The organism is Streptomyces sp. NPDC093109 (assembly GCF_040701725.1).
GTDB lineage: Bacteria > Actinomycetota > Actinomycetes > Streptomycetales > Streptomycetaceae > Streptomyces.
In genome coordinates, this window is sequence record NZ_JBFBEZ010000012.1 from 1 (window position 1) to 19185 (window position 19185).

Sequence of the window (19185 nt, forward strand, 5' to 3'; positions counted from 1 at the left end):
GGTCACCAAAGGCTTCCTCCGCAAAATCGCCCTCGGCGTCTACACACCCCCACCACCCGTAACCACCAGCACAAACCCTTAACTTGACGGCCTTGTGTCAGGGGTGGAGCGCAGCGGAATCGGCGTAGCCGACGCGACGGAGGAGCGCCCTTGATACCCGGCCCGGAAGCGCGAAACTCACAGCTGGAGGGGCGGCCCCACACCCAACAACCTCCGCCACCCACCCCACTCGGCGCTGCTCTGACCCGCACCCCACAACTCCCGCGAGCCTCACGCCCCCGTCGGTCGCGGCGGGAGGGTGAAGCCCTCAGGGGGTGAGCCCTCGGCGAACGGCATCTGTATCCGGGTCGCGCCCTCCCGGATCTCCCGGGCCCGCCGGTACTCGGGGGAGTCGTACCACTCGCGGATCCGGTCCATGTCGGGGAACTCGACGACCAGGAGCCGGGCGGAGTCCCATGTGCCCTCGACGGGCTCCGGGGTGGGGCCCGCGACCAGGTAACGGCCGCCGTGGCTGAGGATGGACGGCTCGGCCCGACTCAGGGCACTTCCGCCGCTTCCGCCGTTCCCGCCGCTCCCGCCACTTCCGCCGCTTCCGCGTAAGTCAGCGCGTCGCGGGGCGGTTGCTCCGCCTCCGGCTGCCCCGGCTGCCCAGCAGGTAGCCGATTCCGCCCCCGAAGGCCAGTGCGATCCCGACGAGCCACAGCACGCCGCGTCCGTCGGCGCCGCTCAACGCGCTCTCCGCCGCCGCCGCGGTCGTCGCCGCGGGGCTGGTGCCGGTGCCGGCCGCCGTGCCGGCCGCGCCGGTGGTGCCCGGGGCGGGGACGGGGGCGATGTACTTCGGGGCCGGGCCCGTCTCGTTCAGCCGCTGGACCAGGTCGATCCCGCCGAAGTTGCGCGGGTCGGTGCCCGTCGCGTGCGCGGCGAAGATCAACTGGGCGTAGGCGGCCGGGCCGTTGGCCTGGGCCCAGGCGCCGCAGTTCTGCTTCAGCCACTCCAGGGCGATGTTCGCCTGGTTGCCGTATCCGGTGGTGGTGAGCGCGACCACGGCTGCCGCCGTGTTCCCGAAATCGGGCAACGGTGCGCTGTCCTTGGCGTCGGGCAGCGGCGGCTGGTCGAGGTGGCCGGTCGCGGCGAGAGCGGTGGCGAGATAGGCGGCGCCGTTGCGGGCGGCCCGCTCCGGCGGCAGGCCGGCGGCCGGATCCGTCGCCGTACCCCCCGCGTTCTCGCAGATCGGCGCCGGACCCGGCACCACCGGCATGGTCACCATCCGCTTGCCGATCCCGGCCAGTACGGCGGCGGCCGTGGCGGCGTCGTCGGCGGTCAGCCGGCCGTCGGCGTCCGGCTGGTACGCGAAGGCCCCGGCGTCCGCGCCCGAGCCCGCGCCGCACGGGACGGAGAGGCGCACGAGCGCGTCGTAGGCGTGCTTGCCCTCGGGCGAGGGGGCGTTGTTCCGCGTACGGACGGAGCTGGGCCGTACCCCCGCCGCCGTCAGCGCGCCGATCACCAGGGAGGTGGAGTTCGTGTCGCTGGGCCGGCCCGGGCGGTAGCCCCAGCCGCCGTCCTCGTTCTGTACGGAACGGAGCCAGCTGATCGCGTGCTCCATCGGGAGCTGCTGCTCGCCGAGCGAGGAGAGCGCCTGTATGGCGGCGGCGGTGGACCGGGAGTCGACGGCCGTCTTCTCGTCGCACGGTACGGCGGGGTCCGCGCGGAACGCGGGGAAGGCGCCGCTGGCGCACTGCTGCGACTTGAGCCAGATCACGGCCTGGTCGCCCGGGCGCACTTGGGCCGCGGCCTGGCCGAGCATGGCCAGCGACTGGCGCCATACCCCGTCCCGGGTCGGATTCTTGTCGCCGTACAGACCGGGCGGAATCACTATGGTCGCCGCGTCGGAGGTGCCGGAGGCGTCGGAGGCGTCGGAGGTGCCGGAGGCGTCGGTGGTACCGGAGGCGTCGGTGGTATCGGAGGCGCCGGTGGCACCGGAAGTGGTGGAGGCGCCGGCGGCCGTGGTGGCACCGGTGGATTTCGTCGCGGGCTCCACCTGCATCGGAGACGCCCCGGCGGACGGAGTCCGCTCCGTGGCCGGAGCCGCGTCACCCCCCGCGCTGGCGGCCGGGGCGAACGCCACGCAGAGCACGGCGGATGCGGCGAGCGCCGCGGTGCAGCGGCGAACGGTGGTCATGGCGGGCGGAGCCTCTCCTGCGGGAGCTGCGGTTCAGTACCGCTCCGTACCGGTCTGTCGCGATGTGATGCGATGCGGGCGATACGGGTGTGAAGCTGACCTCGCCCACTCTACCGGCCCCCGCCGGGCGGCCACCCGGGCCCGTCCCGAGGCCCACGCTTCCGGCCCCCACGCTCTCCGACAACCAGGTTAAATCCGGCGAACAGTCGGGAAACATTGCCTCTTTGGCGGGACTACCCCCTTGTAGACGGTAGATCTACGCGCGTATCTTGAGCCGACTTTCGAGTCTCCGAGTCATCCGAGTCACCCCCGAGACGACCTTGCCGCACCGGCCGCCCCCACACCACGTGCGCAGGAACACGCCGTAGAACACGCAACAGAGAGAGACACCGTGTCCTCATACATCCCCCCGGCCCTGCGCGGCAGGCGCGCCCGGCTGATCGCCCTCTCCGTCGCCCTTCCCGTGGGCATAGCCGGATCTCTCGTCGCCCTTCCGCTCACGGCCCAGGCGACTCCGTCCGCCGACGCGGTCATCGCCGAGGTGTACGGCGGCGGCGGCAACTCCGGTGCCACGCTCACCAACGACTTCATCGAACTGGGCAACGCCGGCGGCGCGTCCTTCGACCTCACCGGCTGGTCCGTCCAGTACCTGAGCGGCTCGCCCAGCGCCACCACCAAGTGGTCGGTCACCCCGCTCTCCGGCGCCATCCCGGCCGGCGGCAGCTACCTCATCCAGCAGGCCAAGGGGACCGGCGGCACCGACGCCCTGCCCACCCCCGACGCCACCGGCACCATCGCGATGTCAGCGAGCAGCGGCACCGTCGCGCTGGTCCACTCCACCACCGCGCTGACCTGCCTGACCGCCGACGACTGCGCGGCCGACACCGGCATCAAGGACCTGGTCGGGTTCGGCACGGCCGTGGTCCGCGAGACCACGCCCGCCACCGGCGCCGACAACACCCACTCGGTCACCCGCGACGCCAAGCTCACCGACACGGACAACAACTCCGCGGACCTCAGCGGCGCCACGCCCACCCCGCGCAACAGCGCCGGTGAGGGCGGCGGCACGGCCCCGGGCGACGGCGACCCGTCCCCGTCCCCGACCCCGTCGCCGACCAACACCACCCCCGGTGACGTGCGTATCCACGACATCCAGGGCCCCACCCGGCTCTCGCCGTACGCGGGCAAGAGCGTCACCAACGTCCCCGGCGTGGTCACCGCCGTCCGCTCCACCGGCACCTCGCGCGGCTTCTGGATCCAGGACACCGAGCCGGACAAGGACTCCGCCACCAGCGAGGCCGTGTTCGTCTTCACCGGCACCACCACCCCGCAGGTCAAGGTCGGCGACTCCGTCCTCGTCTCCGCCAAGGTCGTCGAGTACTACCCGGGCGGCCAGGCGAGCGGCGTGCAGGCCCTCACCGAGCTGTCCGGCGCGACCACCGTCGTGCTGTCCTCCGGCAACGCGCTGCCCGCGCCGGTGATCGTCACCTCCAAGACGATTCCCGACACGTACGCGCCGAAGGTCAAGGGCGGCGGCAGCATCGAGTCGCTGCCGCTCAAGCCCACCAAGTACGCCCTCGACTGGTTCGAGGCGCACGAGGGCATGCGCATCCAGATCGGCGACAGCCGCGTCGTGGGCGCCTCCAACTCGTACGGCGAGACCTGGGTCACCACCAAGCCCAAGGAGAACGCCACCCCGCGCGGCGGCACCATCTACAAGTCCTACAAGGACGTCAACTCCGGCCGCCTCAAGCTCATCTCGCTGACCGGCGACCAGATCTCCGCCAACGTGGGCGACACGCTCACCGGCGCGAGCGCCGGCGTGCTGGACTACTCGAACTACGGCGGTTACGTCCTCCAGACCACCACCCTCGGCAAGGTCAAGTCGGCCGGTCTCAAGCCCGAGGTGGCGAAGAAGGCCAAGAGCGACGAGCTGTCCGTCGCCACGTACAACGTCGAGAACCTCGCCCCGGCCAACGCGCAGAGCAAGTTCGACCGGCTCGCCGAGGGCATCGTCACCAACCTCGCCGCCCCCGACGTCGTGAGCCTGGAGGAGATCCAGGACAACAGCGGTGCCACGAGCGACGGTACGGTCGCGGCCGACAAGACCCTCGCCAAGTTCATCGCCGCCATCAAGGCGAAGGGCGGCCCCTCCTACGAGTGGCGCTCGATCGACCCCGAGGACGGCAAGGACGGCGGCCAGCCCGGCGGCAACATCCGTAACGTCTTCCTCTTCAACCCCCAGCGCGTGAGCTTCGTCGACCGTCCGGGCGGCGACGCGACCACCCCCGTGAAGGTCGTCACCACCACGACGAAGGACAAGAAGGGCAAGGTCGTCAAGACCGACGTCACCCTGTCCGCCTCCCCGGGCCGGATCAACCCGACGTCCACCGCCTGGAACAGCAGCCGCAAGCCGCTCGTCGGCGAGTTCACCTTCCGCGGCCAGCAGGTCTTCATCGTCGGCAACCACTTCAACTCCAAGGGCGGCGACCAGCCGCTGCACAGCGTCAACCAGCCGCCGGTCCTCGGCTCCGAGACCCAGCGCGTGGCCCAGTCCAACGAGGTCCACGCCTTCGTCTCCGACCTGCTCGCCAAGGACAAGGAGGCCAAGATCGTCGTCCTCGGTGACCTGAACGACTACCCGTTCTCCAAGCCCCTGGCCACCCTCACCAAGGGCAAGGTCCTCAACGACCTGATCGACACGCTGCCGAAGAACGAGCGCTACAGCTACGTCTACGACGGCAACTCGCAGACCCTGGACCACATCCTGGTCAGCCCGGCGATCAAGAAGCCCGGCTACGAGGTCGTCCACATCAACTCCGAGTTCGCCGACCAGACGAGCGACCACGACCCGCAGGTCGTCCGCATCAAGTAACCGAGTCAGCCGTGTGGGCGGGTACGTGGTGTTGTGCCGCGTACCCGCCCACACGTGTGTCCCGACGGCCCGGGCGTCTCAGATCGCCTTGCCGGGATTGAGGATCCCGTACGGATCGAACGCGGCCTTCAGCCGGTGGTGCAGCGCCAGGCTGTCCTCGCCGAGTTCGTCGGCGAGCCACTGGCGCTTGAGCGTGCCCACTCCGTGCTCGCCGGTCAGGGTGCCGCCCAGCCGCAGCGCCAGCGCGAAGATGTCGGAAGCCGCCGCCCAGGCGGCCGGAGGCACCTCGGTGAGCGCCGGGTCGATGACCAGGATCGGGTGGAGATTGCCGTCGGCGGCGTGCGCCAGGGTGTATACGGGGACGCCGTGCCGCGCCGAGATGGCCCCGATCTCCCGTACCGCCCGCGCCAGTTGGGAGCGCGGTACGGCAATGTCCTCGATCAGCGGGCGGCCCAGACGTTCCAGCGCGGGCAGCGCCAGCCGGCGCGCGGCGAGCAGGGACTCGGCCTCCGCCGGGTCGTCGGTCGTCTCGACGGAAGTGGCCCGCGGGGTGAGGAGCGCGGCCACACGCTCCGCCTCCGCCGCCGCGCCCGCGCCGTCACACTGCACGAGCAGCAGCGCCCCGCCACGCGCCCGCAGCTCCGTGCCCGGCGCGTGTGCGCCCGGTGCGTGTACGCTAGGCGCCTGCGTGCCGCGCGCTTCCGTGCCGCGCGCTTCCGTGGCCCGCGCTTCGTCGATCGCGGCGAGCACCGGACCGTCGAGCAGCTCGGCCATGGCGGGCTCGATCCGGGCGGCGGTGAGCGCGCTCGCGCCGGCCGCCGCGTCCTCGAACGTACGGAAGTACGCGGCGATCGTGGCGGTCGCGACCGGGACCGGGCGCAGCCGCAGCGTCGCGGCGGTGATCACACCGAGGGTGCCCTCCGAGCCGGTGAGCAGCGCCGTCAGGTCGTACCCCGCGACGCCCTTGACGGTCCTGCGGCCGGTACGGATCAGGGTGCCGTCGGCGAGTACGGCGTCCAGCCCGAGCACGCTGTCCCGCGTCACCCCGTACTTGGCGCAGCGCAGCCCGCCCGCGTTGGTGGCGATGTTGCCGCCGATGGTGGAGATCGCGGCGCTGGCCGGATCGGGCGCGTACCGCAGCCCGTACGCGGCGGCGGCGCGGTCGAGGTCGGCGGTGATGACCCCGGGCTCCACGACGGCCAGCTGGTCGTCCGGGGAGATCTCGGTGATCCGGTTCATCCGGGCCAGATCGAGGACGACGGTCCCCTCGGCGGCGGTGGCGCCGCCGGACAGTCCGGTGCCCGCGCCCCGGGGCACGACCGGCACGCGCAGCGCGTTCGCGTGCCGCAGGGTGGTCCGCACGTCGTCGGTGTGTGCGGCGTGTACGACGGCGAGCGGCTGGCCGTCGGGGTGCGCGCCGGAGCGGTCGGTGGCGTACGCGGCGGTCGCGGCGGGGTCGGTGGTGAGCCGGTCGGCGGCCAGATCGCGGGCGAGCAGCCCGAGCAACTGGGCGGCGGCGGTGGCCTGTTCGGTCGGCTGATGGACTGGCAGGTGCGTCGGCTGACGGGTGATGGTCATGAGCCCTCCCGTTCGCTCCGCGCCCAGCCGCCCAGCGCCGACGCGCCGATGGCCAGCAGCGCGGTGTCCTCCTGCGGGGCGTGCACCGGCGCGCACTGGATGTCCCGGAAGTGCCGCTCCAGCGGGTTGTCCCGGGTGAGCCCCGGATTGCCGAGCAGCCGCAGCGCGGTCTGTACGGCGGTGGTGGCATGCCGGGTGGCCAGCACCTTCGTGCCGAGCGCCTGCTCCGGCGCGTACGTGTCGTCCCCGAGGTCGACGCGCCGGGCGCCCCCGTACACGAGCTGATCCGCGCTGTCGAGGAGCAGCTCGATCTCCCCGGCGGCCTGCCGGAAGCGCTCCGTGGTGGCCACCGGACGGCCCAGGTTGGCCGGCACGCGCTCATGGGCGAAGCGGTGGAAGTACCGCTGCGCCGCCCGGCCCACCCCCAAGTACAGCGCGGCGAGCGGGAGATGGAGCGGCGCGCCGGCCCGGTTGTCCTGCTCGGCGGCCGGGCCGTGCGCGGCCACGCTCACCAGGTTCCCGGCGGGGATCTCGACCTCGTGGAACGCGATGTCGTGGCTGCCGCTGGCGCGCAGCCCGAGGTGGTTCCAGCGGTGGGTGATCTCGATGCCGGGCGCGTCCCCCGGCACGGCGAACGTGCCCACGCGCGGCTCCGGTTCGTCCGTGGTGGCCCACACCAGATACCAGGTGAGCCCCTCGGCGCCGGTCACGAACCGCTTGGCGCCGCTGATCGCCCAGCCGCCGGCGGTACGGCGCGCGGTGGTGGCGGGCAGCCCGCCCCGGGCCGGCGAGCCCAGATCGGGTTCCACACGCGCGTTGTTGAGAAGGACGGGCCGCTCGGCGGAGTCGGCCAGCACCCGCGCGTACAGCTCCTCGGGCCAGTGCGGGCGGCGCGCCTGCATGGTGTGCGCGTTGAGGGTCATGGCGGCGATCAGCGCGGTGGCCGGATCGCCCTCGCCGAGGGCGGCGAAGATCCGCGCGGTGTCCTCGACGCCGAGGCCGGCCCCGCCGTACCGGGGCGCGACGGTCGCGGTGAGCAGCCCCGCCTCGTGGACGGCGCGGATGCCCTCGGCGGGGAACGCGCCCGTACGGTCGTACTCCTCGGCGTGGACGGCGAGTTGGCGGGTGACGTCGGGGAGCCGGTCGAGAGCGACGGGCCGGAGTGCGGGCCGCAGGCTCGGGGCGGTCATGAGGTGGTCCCCTTTTCGCTCAGCGCCTTCTCCAGGTCGGTGTTGAGCGCGTCGGTCCAGAAGCCGGCGACCTTGAGCGGCTTCGGCAGCGCGCCCAGTGTGTGGAACGCGTCGGCGACCTTCTGCGCGGACGCGGTGGCCTCCGGTGTGGTCGGGCCGATCCTGTTCGGCCGCTGCTTCTCGCCGTCCCGCAGCTGGCCGAGCGCCTGGTCCAGTGGCTGGTGGGTGGCGGCGGCCGTCACCTTCGCGAAGTCCTTCTCGTGGCCGTCGCGGATGTACTCCCAGCCCTTGGCGAGCCGGGCGAGGAGATCGGCCGTCGCCGCGCGCTTCGCCGGATCGGCGATCGTCTTGTCCGACGCCTCCCAGTTGAAGTTGCCGGAGAGGATGCCGGCGCCCGAGCCGATCGTGGTGGCGCCCTGCGCGTGCGCGGCGATGATCGCGTTGCCGTACGAGGCGAGCGCGTCGACCGAGCCGCCGGTCAGCGCCGCGAGCCCGGCGTCCGGCAGCAGTGGCACGGCCTTGATGTCGCTCCACTCCAGACCGGCCTTCTTGAGCAGCTCGTACAGGAAGTACTGGGCGGTGGTGTTCTTGACGTAGCCGACCTTCTTTCCCTTGAGCTGAGCGATGCTCGTGAGCGTGGAGCCCTTGGGCGCCACGACCTCCTGGAGGAGGGTGTTGGCCTGCTGTACGGCCACGACCTTGAAGTTGGCCTTGCCGTCGGCGGCGGCGAACACCGGCGGGATCTCGCTGGACTGCGCCACGTCGAGCGCGCCCGCCCGCATCGCCTGGAGCTGGAGATCACCGCCCTGGAACACACTCCACTTGATCTTGTACGGAGTGTTGTCGAGCCCGGCGAGTTTGAGGATGGACTCCTGGCGGGACCAGCCGGTGTCTCCTACGGCGAGGGTCACGGACGACAGGTCCGTCCCCTTGCCGGCGGTGTTTTTGTCCGCGGCGGACGTGGCGTCGGCGGAACCGCCGCAGGCGGCGAGCGGGAACAGCAGGGCGGAGAGGGCGAGCGCGAGCGCGGCGGTTCTGCGGACACGGGGCATGAGGTTCCTCGGGGGTGCGTGGTTCGTGGCGTGTGCGTCGTACGGCGGACGTGTTACGCGGCCGACTTGGCCCCGGCGGCCCCGGCGGAGGCGCGCGAGGCGAGCTCCTGCCGTACCAGCGGCAGCACGTAACGGGCGTAGTCGATCGCGTCGTTGAGCGGGTCGTAGCCCCGGATCGACAGCAGCTCGCAGCCGATGTCCACGTAGTCGAGCAGCGCGGCGGCGACGGTCTCGGGGGAGCCGACGAGCGCGGTCGACGAACCGGCCGCGTTGGTGGCCGTCGCCAGCGGCGTCCACAGCGCCCGGTCGTGCAGATCGCCGCGCGCGGCGATGTCGAGCAGCCGCTGCGAGCCGACATTGGCCGGCCGGCCGACACCCGGGGCCGGGTAGTGGTTGGCATGGTCGTCCTTGACGCGCGCCGCGGCGCCCTCCTGGACCTTGCCGAGCACCCGGTGTGCCTTCTCCCAGGCCAGCTCGTCGGTCGGCGCGATGATCGGCCGGAACGACACCCAGATACGCGGCCGGGGGCGCCCCGCCGCGTCCGCCACGGCGTTGACCGAGGCGATCTGCTCGGCGGTCTCCTTCAGCGGCTCGCCCCAGAGGCCGAAGATGTCGCCCTGCTGCCCGCCCACCCGGTACGCGTCGGCCGACGAACCGCCCACCGAGATCGGGATGGTGCCGTTCACCGGCGCCACGTCGGAGACGAAGTCCTCGAAGCGGTAGTGCGTGCCCTCGTGCGAGACGGGGCCCTCGGCCGACCACACCTTGCGCAGGATCCGGATGTACTCGTCGGACCGCTCGTACCGCTCCGACTTGGAGAGGTAGTCGCCCTCCCGGCGCTGCTCCTGGTCGCTGCCGCCCGAGATGATGTGCACGGCGAGCCGGCCCTTGCTGATCCGGTCCAGTGTGGCGAAGGCGCGCGCCGCGTGCGTCGGGAAGATCACCCCGGGGCGGTGGGCGAGCATCGGCTTGAGGCGCTCGGTGTGGTTCGCGACGAACTGCGCGAGCTGGAGCGCGTCGGCGGAGGACGAGTGGTAGGCGACGAGGGTGTAGTCGAAGCCGCCGTCGTCCAGGGCGCGGGCGTAGCGGCGGGTGTGCTCGGGGTCGATGCCCCGGCCGAAGGTGGAGGTGCCGTCGAAGGCGGGGTTGGGGTGGATGGCGCTGATGAACTCGACGGGCATGGTGAGCCAACTCCAAGGAGTGGAAGGGGAAGTGGGGGAAGCAGTGGGGGGTGCGGGGGAGCGTGCTACTTCGTGTAGAGGCTGGTGTCGACGGAGTCGGCGACCGTCACGTTCGGGTCGAGCACCTTGATCGCGTGCATCGTGTCGGCGACCTGCTGCACTGCCTTCGTCACCTCGGGGGTGATCGGGACGAGCCGGCCGTAGCTCTGGCTCACGATGGTCTTCGCGACCTCGGCGGACGCCCCGTTGTTCTTGCTGATGGCGGCGGCGTACTCGGCCGGATGGGACCTGGCCCACTCCAGTGCCGTACCGATGCGCCGGAGCGCGTCGCGCAGCGCCGGCTTCTTCGCGCTGTCGGCGAGGGCCTTGTCGGACGCGCCGATGAACCCGTACCCGCTGACCCGGCCGTCCGCGCCGTTGACGATCTCCCGGCCGCCCTGCTGGGTCGCCACCGCCTTGTAGACGCCGAAGATCGCCCAGGCGTCGATCCGCCCGGCGCTGAACGCGGCCTGCGCGTCGGTGGGCAGCAGGTACTTGACCTTGACGTCGGAGTACGAAAGCCCGGCCTGCTGAAGGGCGTTGGCCAGCAGGTACTCGGAGATGCTGCCCTTGGCCGACGAGACCACGACCGTCTGCCCCTTGAGGTCGGCCACCTTCTTGATCTTCGAGTCCTTCCGGACGACGATCCCGACCGCCGTACCGTCGTTGCGCAGCCCGGCGACCGCCTTGACCGGCACACCGCCGCTGAGCGCCTGGAGTGTGGGCAGGTCGGCGGCGTACGTGGTGTCCACCGCGCCGGCCTGCGCCGCCTGGAAGAGCGGGGCCGCGCCCTCGAACTCGGCCCACTTCACCCCGTACGAGGCACCCTTGAAGGCGCCCGAGGCGTTCACCAGCGTCTGGAGGTTCTTCGCCTGGTCGCCGAGTGTGAGTGTCACACCGGACGACCCGGCCGCCGCCCCGGCCGGGGCCGCCCCCGACCCCGATTCCGAGCCGGATCCCGTACCGCCGCTCGTACCGCATCCGGCCGCGCCGAACGCGAGGGCGGAGAGGGCGAGGAGTGCGGCGGCGGTGCGCACGCGGACAGCCGTTCTGTACGTCATGACGCGGTCCTTTCGAGAGCGGTAGCGGTCTTCGTCGTGTCGGGCGCGGTGTCGGGCGCAGTGCCGGCCGTGGCGTCGTGCACACCGAGCCAGGCCAGCAACTGGCCACGCAGGGCGACGAATTCGGGCGAGCCGAGCGAGCGCGGCCGGGGCAGATCCACGGTCACCTCGTGCGCGATACCGCCCGCGTCCATCACCAGGACCCGGTCGGCCAGCAGCAGCGACTCCTCCACGTCATGGGTGACCAGCAGGATCGAGCAGCCGTGCCGCGCCCACAACTCACCCACCAGCCGCTGCGCCTTGACCCGCGTCAGCGCGTCCAGCGCGCCGAACGGCTCGTCCAGCAGCAGCAGTTCGGGCTCCCGCACCAGCGCGCGGGCCAGCGACACACGCTGCGCCTCGCCGCCCGACAGCGTCTTGGGCCACACCGCCGCACGCTGCTCGATGCCCACCTCCGCCAGATAGCGGGTGGCCAGCTCCCGGTCGGGCTTGCCGGGCAGACCGAGCACGACATTGCGCCAGACCTTCAGCCAGGGCATCAGCCGGGGCGACTGGAAGGCGGCGGCACGCCGGTTCGGTACGGTCACCTCGCCGCTGATCTCGTCGTCGAGCCCGGCGAGGATCCGCAGCAGGGTGCTCTTGCCGCAGCCGCTCTGGCCGAGCAGCGCGACGAACTCGCCCCGCTCGATGGTCAGATCGAGATCGTCGAGCACGGTTCTGCCGTCGAAGGTCCGGGTCAGTGACCGGATCTCCACACTGGTGCGGTCGGTGTCGGTACTCATACGCGTGTCACGCCCCGTCGCCGTCGAAGGAGGCCCGCCAGGTCAGCAGGCGCTTGGAGAGCAGCCGTACGACGAAGTCGCAGAGCAGCCCGAGGACCGCGTAGACGGCGAGGCAGAGCACGATCACGTCCGTACGGAAGTACTGCTGCGCGTTGCTCATCAGATAGCCGATGCCGTTGCTGGCGTTGACCTGCTCGGCGAAGACCAGCGCCAGCCACGCGGTGGACAGCGCGTACCGCAGCCCGATCAGCGCGCCGGGCAGCGCGGACGGCAGGATGACGTAGCGGATCAGCCCGAGGCGGCCGAGGCCCAGCATCCGCGCGGCCTCGATGAGCTGGGAGTCGGCGGAGCGGATGCCGCCGTAGATGTTGAAGTAGAGGGGATACGTCACCCCGAGCGCCACCAGCGCGATCTTCGGGGTCTCGTCGATGCCGAACCAGACGATGAAGAGCGGGATCAGCCCGACCCAGGGGATCGCGCGGAACATGCCCATCGAGGAGTCGATGACGTCCTCGCCCAGCCGGAAGAGCCCGGCGGCGAGGGAGAGCGCGAGCGCGATCGCGGCGCCGATCACGAAGCCGGTCGCGGCCCGGCGGCCGGACGCGGCGATGGCGCTGGGGAGTTCGCCGCTGGCGGTCAGGTCCCAGGCCTGGCGTACGACGTCGACCGGCGAGGCCAGGATGTTCTCCGGGAGCACCCCGGTCGCACTGGCGAGGTACCAGGCGAGCAGGACGCCGACCGGACCGCTGGCGCGCCGGGCCCAGCGCGGGACGCGCGGCCCGCCGCGACCGCCGGGACCGCCGCCGGTCCGCCGGGCGGGCCGGATGGTGAGCCGGGACGCGGACGGCGCCGGGGATTTGGACGGCGACGCGGGTACGGACGGCGCGTGCGGCTGCGTGTTCGGTTCCGGCGGTGCGGTGCCGGGGGCCGTGTGCTCCTGGACGGACATCGGGGTTCCTCTCGTCAGCCCGGCTGGGAGCCGGTGGCGGCGGGTCGGGCGGGGTCGGCGGACCAGGCGGACCAGGAGCCGGGGAAGAGAGCGGCGTCGGTGCCGGCGAGGGCGAGCGCGGCGATCTGGTGGGCGGCCGTGACACCGGATCCGCAGTACACGGCGACGGGGGTGGAGCCGTCGGCGCCGAGGGCGGCGAAGCGGGCGCGCAGCGCGTCGGGCGGCAGGAAGGTGCCGTCGGGGGCGAGGTTCTCCCCGGTGGGGGCGGAGCGGGCGCCGGGGACATGGCCGGCTCGCGGGTCCACGGGCTCGGTCTCACCCCGGTAGCGCTCGCCGGCGCGGGCGTCCAGCAGGGTGCCCGTACGGGCCAGCGCGGCGGCCTCGTCGGCGTCGGCCGTCGGCAGGTGGCCGGCGGTGAGGGTGATGTCCCCGGGTACGGGCGCGGGCGCGTCCCCGGACTCCAGCGGCAGCCCGGCCGTACGCCAGGCGCCGAGCGCTCCGTCCAGCAGGGTGACGTCCGCGACGCCCGCCCAGCGCAGCAGCCACCAGGCGCGGGCCGCCGCCGTACCGCCGTTGTCGTCGTAGACCACGACCGGCCGGCCGGCGCGCACCCCCCAGCGGCGGGCGTCGGCCTGGAGCACGGCGAGTGCGGGCAGCGGGTGCCGGCCGGCCTCGGGGGAGGCGGGCGCGGCCAGTTCGGTGTCGAGGTCGACATAGACGGCGCCCGGGACATGGGCGTCCCGGTAGTGCGTACGGCCGTGCGGGTCGCCGAGCGCCCACCGTACGTCGAGGACGACGGGCGGGGCGGGGGAGCGGAGCAGGGCGTCGAGTTCGGTGGCCGTGATGATGACGCGGGCGGTCATGCGGTCGCCTCCGGCGAGGTGGGGGCAGGCAGTGGCGCACTCCGGCCCCGGGGCGGGCCCGGAGCGGCGCGAAGAGATAAGGAGAAGGAGGAGATCAGGAGAAGGAGGAGATAAGGGGAAGAAGGGCCGGCGATCACCGATCAGCGAACTGAATCGGTGCGCGGAATCGGTGCGCGCAATCGGTGCACGGCACAGGCACACGCACGGAACAGCCCTACGGCGAGGTGCGGCACACCCGCGGCTACGGCAGGTACGGCCCGTCCAGCGGGGTCAGCGACAACAGGCGCTGTTGACGAGGCCGAAATCGACCACGCGGCGCTGCGTCAGCGGCACGCCCACGGCGGCGTACCGCCGGGCGTCGAGGGGCTTCGGCGCGGTGGCCGCCCCATTCGCTGTCTGCAACATGGCACCAGGATGACCGACGCCGAGCGCCACGTCCAACGACGATTCGCACTCATAATCGATCACATTTTCTGATCGATCAAGGATTTCGGGTGCTAGCGTGCGCGCATGGCACACGTACTGGACATTACGGCGCTGCGCAGCCTCCTCGCGGTCGCGGACCGCGGCGGCTTCCACCGCGCCGCCGAGGCGCTGGCGCTCAGCCAGTCCGCGGTCAGCCAGCACGTACGGCGGCTGGAGAAGACCCTCGGCCGCCCGGTCGTCGAGCGCGAGGGCCGCGGCACCCGGTTCACGGCCGACGGCGCCCGGCTGCTGGAACAGGCGCGCCGGATCGTCGCCGTGCACGACGAGGCGGTCCGCACCCTGCTCGGCGACGACGGGGAGGCCGTCGTCATCGGCTCCACCGAACACGCGGCCGACCAGATCCTGCCCCTGCTGACCGCCGCCGTACGCGAAGTGCGCCCGCAGTGCCGCGTACGGTTCCGCATCGACCGCTCCGCGCGGCTCGTGGAGGCCGTGGACCGGGGCACGGTCGACCTGGCCGTCTACGTCACAGAAGCGGGCGGTACGGAGGGCACGCCGGTCGGCGGACTGCCCCTGAACTGGTACGCGGCCCCCGGCTGGAACCCGCCGCCCGCCCCGGCGCCGCTCCCGCTGGTGGCCATCGAGGACCCCTGCGCGATCCGCCGCCGCGCCCTGGGCGTACTGGCCGAGCGCGACATCCCCGCCACCGTCGTCTGCGACGCCGGCTATCTCGCGGGCGTCCTCGACGCCGCCCGCACCGGGCTCGGCGCCGCGCTGCTGGCCGGGCTCGGCGACGCCCCCGAGGGGCTGAGCGCACGGCACGACCTGCCGCCCGTACCGGCCATCCGGATGAGCGCGCACGCGCGGCGGGGCGCCGATCCGGCGATGGTCGCGGGCGCGATCGCCGCCATGGAGGAGCTGCTCGCGGTGGCGCCGGCCCCGCCCGCTCACGCGTCGCAGGGCGCCGTCAGATAGTCGAAGCTCCGCGTGACGTCCAGTACGCGCCGTACGGGTGGCGTGTAGCGCAGCAGACAGAGATCGCCGCCCGCGCGTCTGCTCGCCCGGCGCTGGCTGCGCAGGATGTTGAGCCCCGTGGAGTCCATGAAGTGCACCTGGCTGAAATCCAGCTCGACATAACGGTGCGCCAGCGGCGCCAGCGTGGCGAACAGGTCGGGCCCGGTGTCGCAGTCGAGTTCGCCCCCGACCTGGACCAGTACGCGGTCGGGCCGGGAGACGATCTCCACGCGGAGGGGCTCGTACGAGGGGGGCAGAGAGATGGGTAGCTCACTCATTCCGGTAGCCGGTGGAAGGCCCTGTGCGGGCGACGACCGGGGAACGCTACACCGTGCGATCCCATGACGAGGTGTCAGGAAGGGCGCGCCGTCGCGCAGCCCGGTCATTTCGGCCACGGGCCCGCGTGTCGCGCGTAGGTGCGGGGTGCGCCCGGGGTGTGCCCGGGGTGCGCGCGGGGTGGCGTGAATCACCTGATCCGACGGGTACGGCGAGGCTACTTGCCGGTAGATTCGGTGCGGTGTACGAGAACTTGTTCTAGCTTGTCGGCAGCGGTTACGCTCCGTTGAACAACCCGAGAGCACAGTGAAAGCAGTGAAAAGGGGACCGCGAGTGACCGCTGAGGCCGTTGAAGCGGGCACCGGGTCAGGGTCAGGGTCAGGGGCAGAGGCGGAGTCCGCGTCAGGGAACGAGGGCGGCGACACCTCCGGCGGCGACCGTCCCCTCCGTATCGCGCTCCTCAGCTACAAGGGGAACCCGTTCTGCGGCGGGCAGGGCGTCTACGTCCGCCACCTCTCCCGCGAACTCGCCCGCCTCGGTCACAGCGTCGAGGTCATCGGCGCCCAGCCCTACCCCGTACTGGACGAGGGCGTACGCCTTACCGAGCTGCCCAGCCTCGACCTCTACCGCCAGCCCGACCCCTTCCGCACCCCGAAGGCCGCCGAGTTCCGTGACTGGATCGACGCCCTCGAAGTCTCCACCATGTGGACCGGCGGCTTCCCCGAACCGCTCACCTTCTCCCTCCGGGCCCGGCGCCATCTCGCCGCCCGCGCGGGTGAGTTCGACGTCATCCACGACAACCAGACGCTCGGTTACGGACTGCTCGGCGACCTTGGCGCGCCTCTGGTCACCACCATCCACCACCCGATAACCGTCGACCGGCGGCTGGATCTCGACGCCGCGCCCACCTGGACCAAGAAGGCGTCAGTCCGGCGCTGGTACGGCTTCACCCGGATGCAGAAGCGCGTCGCGCGCCGGCTGCCGTCCGTCCTCACCGTCTCCGGCTCCTCCAAGCAGGAGATCACCGACCATCTCGGGGTACCGGCCGGCCGTATCGACGTCGTCCACATCGGCGCCGACACCGAGCTGTTCTCGCCGGACCCGGCCGTACCTGAGACACCCGGCCGGATCGTCACGACCTCCAGCGCGGACGTCCCGCTGAAGGGCCTGATCCATCTGGTCGAGGCCCTCGCCAAGCTCCGTACGGAGCACCCCGCCGCCCATCTCGTCGTCGTCGGAAGACGCGCCGAGGACGGGCCGGTCGCGCGGGCCATCGAACGGTACGGACTCGAGGACGCCGTCGAGTTCGTCAAGGGGATCTCCGACGCCGAACTGGTCGACCTGGTGCGCGGCGCGCAGATCGCCTGCGTACCGTCCCTGTACGAGGGGTTCTCGCTGCCCGCCGCCGAGGCGATGGCCACCGGCACCCCGCTCGTCGCCACCACCGGAGGCGCCATCCCGGAGGTCGCGGGCCCGGACGGCGAGACATGTCTGGCCGTACCGCCGGGCGACGCGGGCGCGCTGGCCGCCGCCCTCGGCCGGCTGCTCGACGACCCGGAGCTGCGCACCCGGCTGGGCACGGCGGGACGCGCGCGGGTGCTGTCCCGCTTCACCTGGGCCGGCGCGGCGCGGGAGACCGCCGAGCGGTACCGGGAGGCGATCGCGGCGGCGGGAGAGCGGCGGGGCCGCCGGGCCGGGGTCCGCGCGCCGGTGGCCGGCGGCGCGGGCTGATGCCGGCCTTTCCCTCCCTCTCCGCTCCCTCCCTCCTTCCTCTCCTTCCTCTCCCTTCCCTCCCTTCCCTCCTCGACCGCGAAAGCAGGACGCCCCAGTGCTGACCGTGGACTTCACCCGCTTCCCGCTCGCCGCGGGCGACCGCGTGCTCGATCTGGGGTGCGGCGCGGGCCGGCACGCCTTCGAGTGCTACCGGCGCGGCGCCCAGGTGGTGGCCCTCGACCGGAACGGCGAGGAGATCCGCGAAGTGGCCAAGTGGTTCGCCGCGATGAAGGAGGAGGGGGAGGCCCCTGCGGGCGCCACCGCCACCGCGATGGAGGGCGACGCGCTCCATCTGCCCTTCCCCGACGAGTCCTTCGACGTCGTGATCATCTCCGAGGTCATGGAGCACATCCCGGACGACAAGGGCGTGCTCGCCGAGATGGTCCGCGTCCTGCGGCCCGGCGGCCGGATCGCGGTCACCGTACCGAGGTACGGCCCCGAGAAGGTCTGCTGGGCGCTCTCCGACGCGTACCACGAGGTCGAGGGCGGCCATATCCGCATCTACAAGGCCGACGAACTCCTCGGCCGGATGCGGGAGGCCGGGCTCAAGCCGTACGGCACCCACCACGCGCACGCGCTGCACGCCCCGTACTGGTGGCTGAAGTGCGCCTTCGGCGTCGACAACGACAAGGCGCTGCCCGTCCGCGCGTACCACAAGCTGCTCGTCTGGGACATCATGAAGAAGCCCCTCGCGACCCGGGTCACCGAGCAGCTCCTCAACCCCGTCGTGGGCAAGAGCTTCGTGGCGTACGCGACGAAGCCGCACCTGCCGGCGGCGGCCAAGTGACCTTGCCCCGGCGCGGCCCCGACGCCACGGAACACCTGGTCCTGCCCGGTGTGCTCACCGCCGAGGAGGCCGCGGGGACGGTGGCGGCCGTCCTGGCACTCCAGCGGCCCGACGGCTCGATACCGTGGTTCCACGGCCACCACCTCGACCCCTGGGACCACACCGAGGCGGCCATGGCGCTGGACGCCGCGGGCGAGGACGAGGCGGCGGGGCGCGCGTACGAGTGGCTGGCGCGGAACCAGAACGAGGACGGTTCCTGGTACGCGGCCTACGCCGACAGCGGCGACCCCGGTGACGGCGGTGGCAGCGCCCCCGGTGAGGCTTCCGCCACCCGCCCGGCGGCCGTACCGACCGACGCGGCCCGCGAGACCAACTTCTGCGCGTACGTGGCCGTCGGCGTCTGGCACCACTACCTGGCGACCGGGGACGACGGATTCCTCGACCGGATGTGGCCCGTCGTGCACGCCGCGATCGAGTTCGTCCTCGAACTCCAGCAGCCCGGCGGCCAGATCGGCTGGAAGCGCGAGGCGGACGGCACCCCCGTCGAGGACGCCCTGCTGACCGGATGCTCGTCCGTGTACCAGGCGCTGCGCTGCGCCCTGGCGATCGCGGACGAGCGCGAGGAGCCGCAGCCCGACTGGGAGCTGGCGGCCGGCGCGCTCGCGCACGCCATCACCCACCACCCCGAGCGGTTCCTCGACAAGAGCCACTACTCGATGGACTGGTACTACCCCGTGCTCGGCGGCGCGCTGACCGGGGAGCGGGCCACGGCCCGGATAGCCGAGGGCTGGGACCGCTTCGTCGTACCGGGGCTCGGGGTGCGCTGCGTACTGCCCAACCCGTGGGTGACGGGCGGCGAGAGCTGTGAACTCGCCCTGGCGCTCTGGGTGATGGGCCAGTCCGACCGGGCGCTGGAGGTCCTCCAGTCCATCCAGCACCTGCGCGCCGACGACGGGCTGTACTGGACGGGGTTCGTCTTCGAGGGCAACATCGCGTTCTGGCCGGACGAGCGCACCACCTGGACGGCGGGCTCGCTGCTGCTCGCGGTGGCCGCGCTGGGGGGCGACGAGGCGACGACCGCGGTGTTCGGCGGCGAGCGCCTGCCACTGGGCCTGGAACCGGACTGCTCCCACTGCTGACCCGGGACTGCTGACCGGCCC

The 19185-nt window shown here is 72.4% G+C and carries 17 protein-coding genes; 5 read left to right on the plus strand and 12 right to left on the minus strand.

Annotated elements, in window-relative coordinates; genetic code table 11:
* Positions 1–270: 270 nt before the first annotated feature.
* Both AB0389_RS13845 and AB0389_RS13850 read right to left on the minus strand, forming a co-directional pair.
* The gene (locus AB0389_RS13845; protein ID WP_366395750.1) at positions 271–540 is read right to left on the minus strand and encodes a DUF1330 domain-containing protein; all 270 of its coding nucleotides are present in this window, start codon (positions 538–540) and stop codon (positions 271–273) included.
* 61 nt (positions 541–601) lie between these two features.
* A complete protein-coding gene (locus AB0389_RS13850; protein WP_366395594.1) occupies positions 602–2179 on the minus strand; it encodes a prenyltransferase/squalene oxidase repeat-containing protein in 1578 nt (525 codons plus the stop codon).
* 391 nt (positions 2180–2570) lie between these two features.
* On the opposite strand from AB0389_RS13850, the gene AB0389_RS13855 reads away from it, so the two are divergent.
* Positions 2571–5054 (plus strand): endonuclease/exonuclease/phosphatase family protein, encoded by a 2484-nt coding sequence (locus tag AB0389_RS13855; protein ID WP_366395595.1) that lies wholly within the window; start codon positions 2571–2573, stop codon positions 5052–5054.
* A 78-nt stretch (positions 5055–5132) separates the two neighbouring features.
* Here the strand turns inward: AB0389_RS13855 and AB0389_RS13860 are convergent, their stop codons facing one another.
* From AB0389_RS13860 to AB0389_RS13900, 9 genes are all read right to left on the minus strand, one after another.
* On the minus strand, positions 5133–6632 hold the full coding sequence (locus AB0389_RS13860) for an FAD-linked oxidase C-terminal domain-containing protein (RefSeq protein ID WP_366395596.1): 1500 nt from the start codon (positions 6630–6632) through the stop codon (positions 5133–5135).
* Complete coding sequence (locus tag AB0389_RS13865; RefSeq protein ID WP_366395597.1) at positions 6629–7822, minus strand: acyl-CoA dehydrogenase family protein; 1194 nt, start codon at positions 7820–7822, stop codon at positions 6629–6631. The genes AB0389_RS13860 and AB0389_RS13865 overlap by 4 nt, the downstream gene beginning before the upstream one ends.
* Positions 7819–8874: an ABC transporter substrate-binding protein gene (locus tag AB0389_RS13870; RefSeq protein WP_366395598.1), complete on the minus strand. Its 1056-nt coding sequence runs from the start codon at positions 8872–8874 to the stop codon at positions 7819–7821. The genes AB0389_RS13865 and AB0389_RS13870 overlap by 4 nt, the downstream gene beginning before the upstream one ends.
* Before the next feature lie 53 nt (positions 8875–8927).
* The gene (locus tag AB0389_RS13875) at positions 8928–10055 is read right to left on the minus strand and encodes an LLM class flavin-dependent oxidoreductase (RefSeq protein WP_366395599.1); all 1128 of its coding nucleotides are present in this window, start codon (positions 10053–10055) and stop codon (positions 8928–8930) included.
* Positions 10056–10120: 65 nt separating this feature from the next.
* The gene (locus AB0389_RS13880; RefSeq protein WP_366395600.1) at positions 10121–11155 is read right to left on the minus strand and encodes an ABC transporter substrate-binding protein; all 1035 of its coding nucleotides are present in this window, start codon (positions 11153–11155) and stop codon (positions 10121–10123) included.
* Positions 11152–11937 carry an ABC transporter ATP-binding protein gene (locus AB0389_RS13885; RefSeq protein WP_366395601.1) on the minus strand — a complete coding sequence of 262 codons (786 nt, stop codon included), beginning with the start codon at positions 11935–11937 and terminating at the stop codon, positions 11152–11154. Before AB0389_RS13885 ends, AB0389_RS13880 begins: the two co-directional genes overlap by 4 nt.
* A 7-nt stretch (positions 11938–11944) precedes the next feature.
* On the minus strand, positions 11945–12886 hold the full coding sequence (locus AB0389_RS13890) for an ABC transporter permease (RefSeq protein WP_366395602.1): 942 nt from the start codon (positions 12884–12886) through the stop codon (positions 11945–11947).
* A 14-nt stretch (positions 12887–12900) separates the two neighbouring features.
* Entirely contained in the window at positions 12901–13749 is an 849-nt protein-coding gene (locus AB0389_RS13895) for a sulfurtransferase (RefSeq protein ID WP_366395603.1), read from the minus strand.
* 270 nt (positions 13750–14019) lie between these two features.
* Complete coding sequence (locus AB0389_RS13900) at positions 14020–14217, minus strand: hypothetical protein (RefSeq protein WP_366395604.1); 198 nt, start codon at positions 14215–14217, stop codon at positions 14020–14022.
* Between the two features lie 42 nt (positions 14218–14259).
* On the opposite strand from AB0389_RS13900, the gene AB0389_RS13905 reads away from it, so the two are divergent.
* Complete coding sequence (locus AB0389_RS13905) at positions 14260–15150, plus strand: LysR family transcriptional regulator (protein ID WP_366395605.1); 891 nt, start codon at positions 14260–14262, stop codon at positions 15148–15150.
* On the opposite strand, the gene AB0389_RS13910 is transcribed toward AB0389_RS13905, so the two are convergent.
* Positions 15123–15467 carry an STAS domain-containing protein gene (locus AB0389_RS13910; protein WP_366395606.1) on the minus strand — a complete coding sequence of 115 codons (345 nt, stop codon included), beginning with the start codon at positions 15465–15467 and terminating at the stop codon, positions 15123–15125. The genes AB0389_RS13905 and AB0389_RS13910 overlap by 28 nt on opposite strands.
* Positions 15468–15798: 331 nt before the next feature.
* On the opposite strand from AB0389_RS13910, the gene AB0389_RS13915 reads away from it, so the two are divergent.
* The 3 genes from AB0389_RS13915 (at position 15799) to AB0389_RS13925 (ending at position 19164) form a co-directional block, all read left to right on the plus strand.
* Positions 15799–17196: a glycosyltransferase family 4 protein gene (locus tag AB0389_RS13915; protein ID WP_366395607.1), complete on the plus strand. Its 1398-nt coding sequence runs from the start codon at positions 15799–15801 to the stop codon at positions 17194–17196.
* A gap of 97 nt (positions 17197–17293) precedes the next feature.
* The gene (locus tag AB0389_RS13920; protein ID WP_366395608.1) at positions 17294–18025 is read left to right on the plus strand and encodes a class I SAM-dependent methyltransferase; all 732 of its coding nucleotides are present in this window, start codon (positions 17294–17296) and stop codon (positions 18023–18025) included.
* Positions 18022–19164 (plus strand): prenyltransferase, encoded by a 1143-nt coding sequence (locus AB0389_RS13925; RefSeq protein ID WP_366395609.1) that lies wholly within the window; start codon positions 18022–18024, stop codon positions 19162–19164. The genes AB0389_RS13920 and AB0389_RS13925 overlap by 4 nt, the downstream gene beginning before the upstream one ends.
* The last annotated feature ends 21 nt before the right edge of the window (positions 19165–19185 follow it).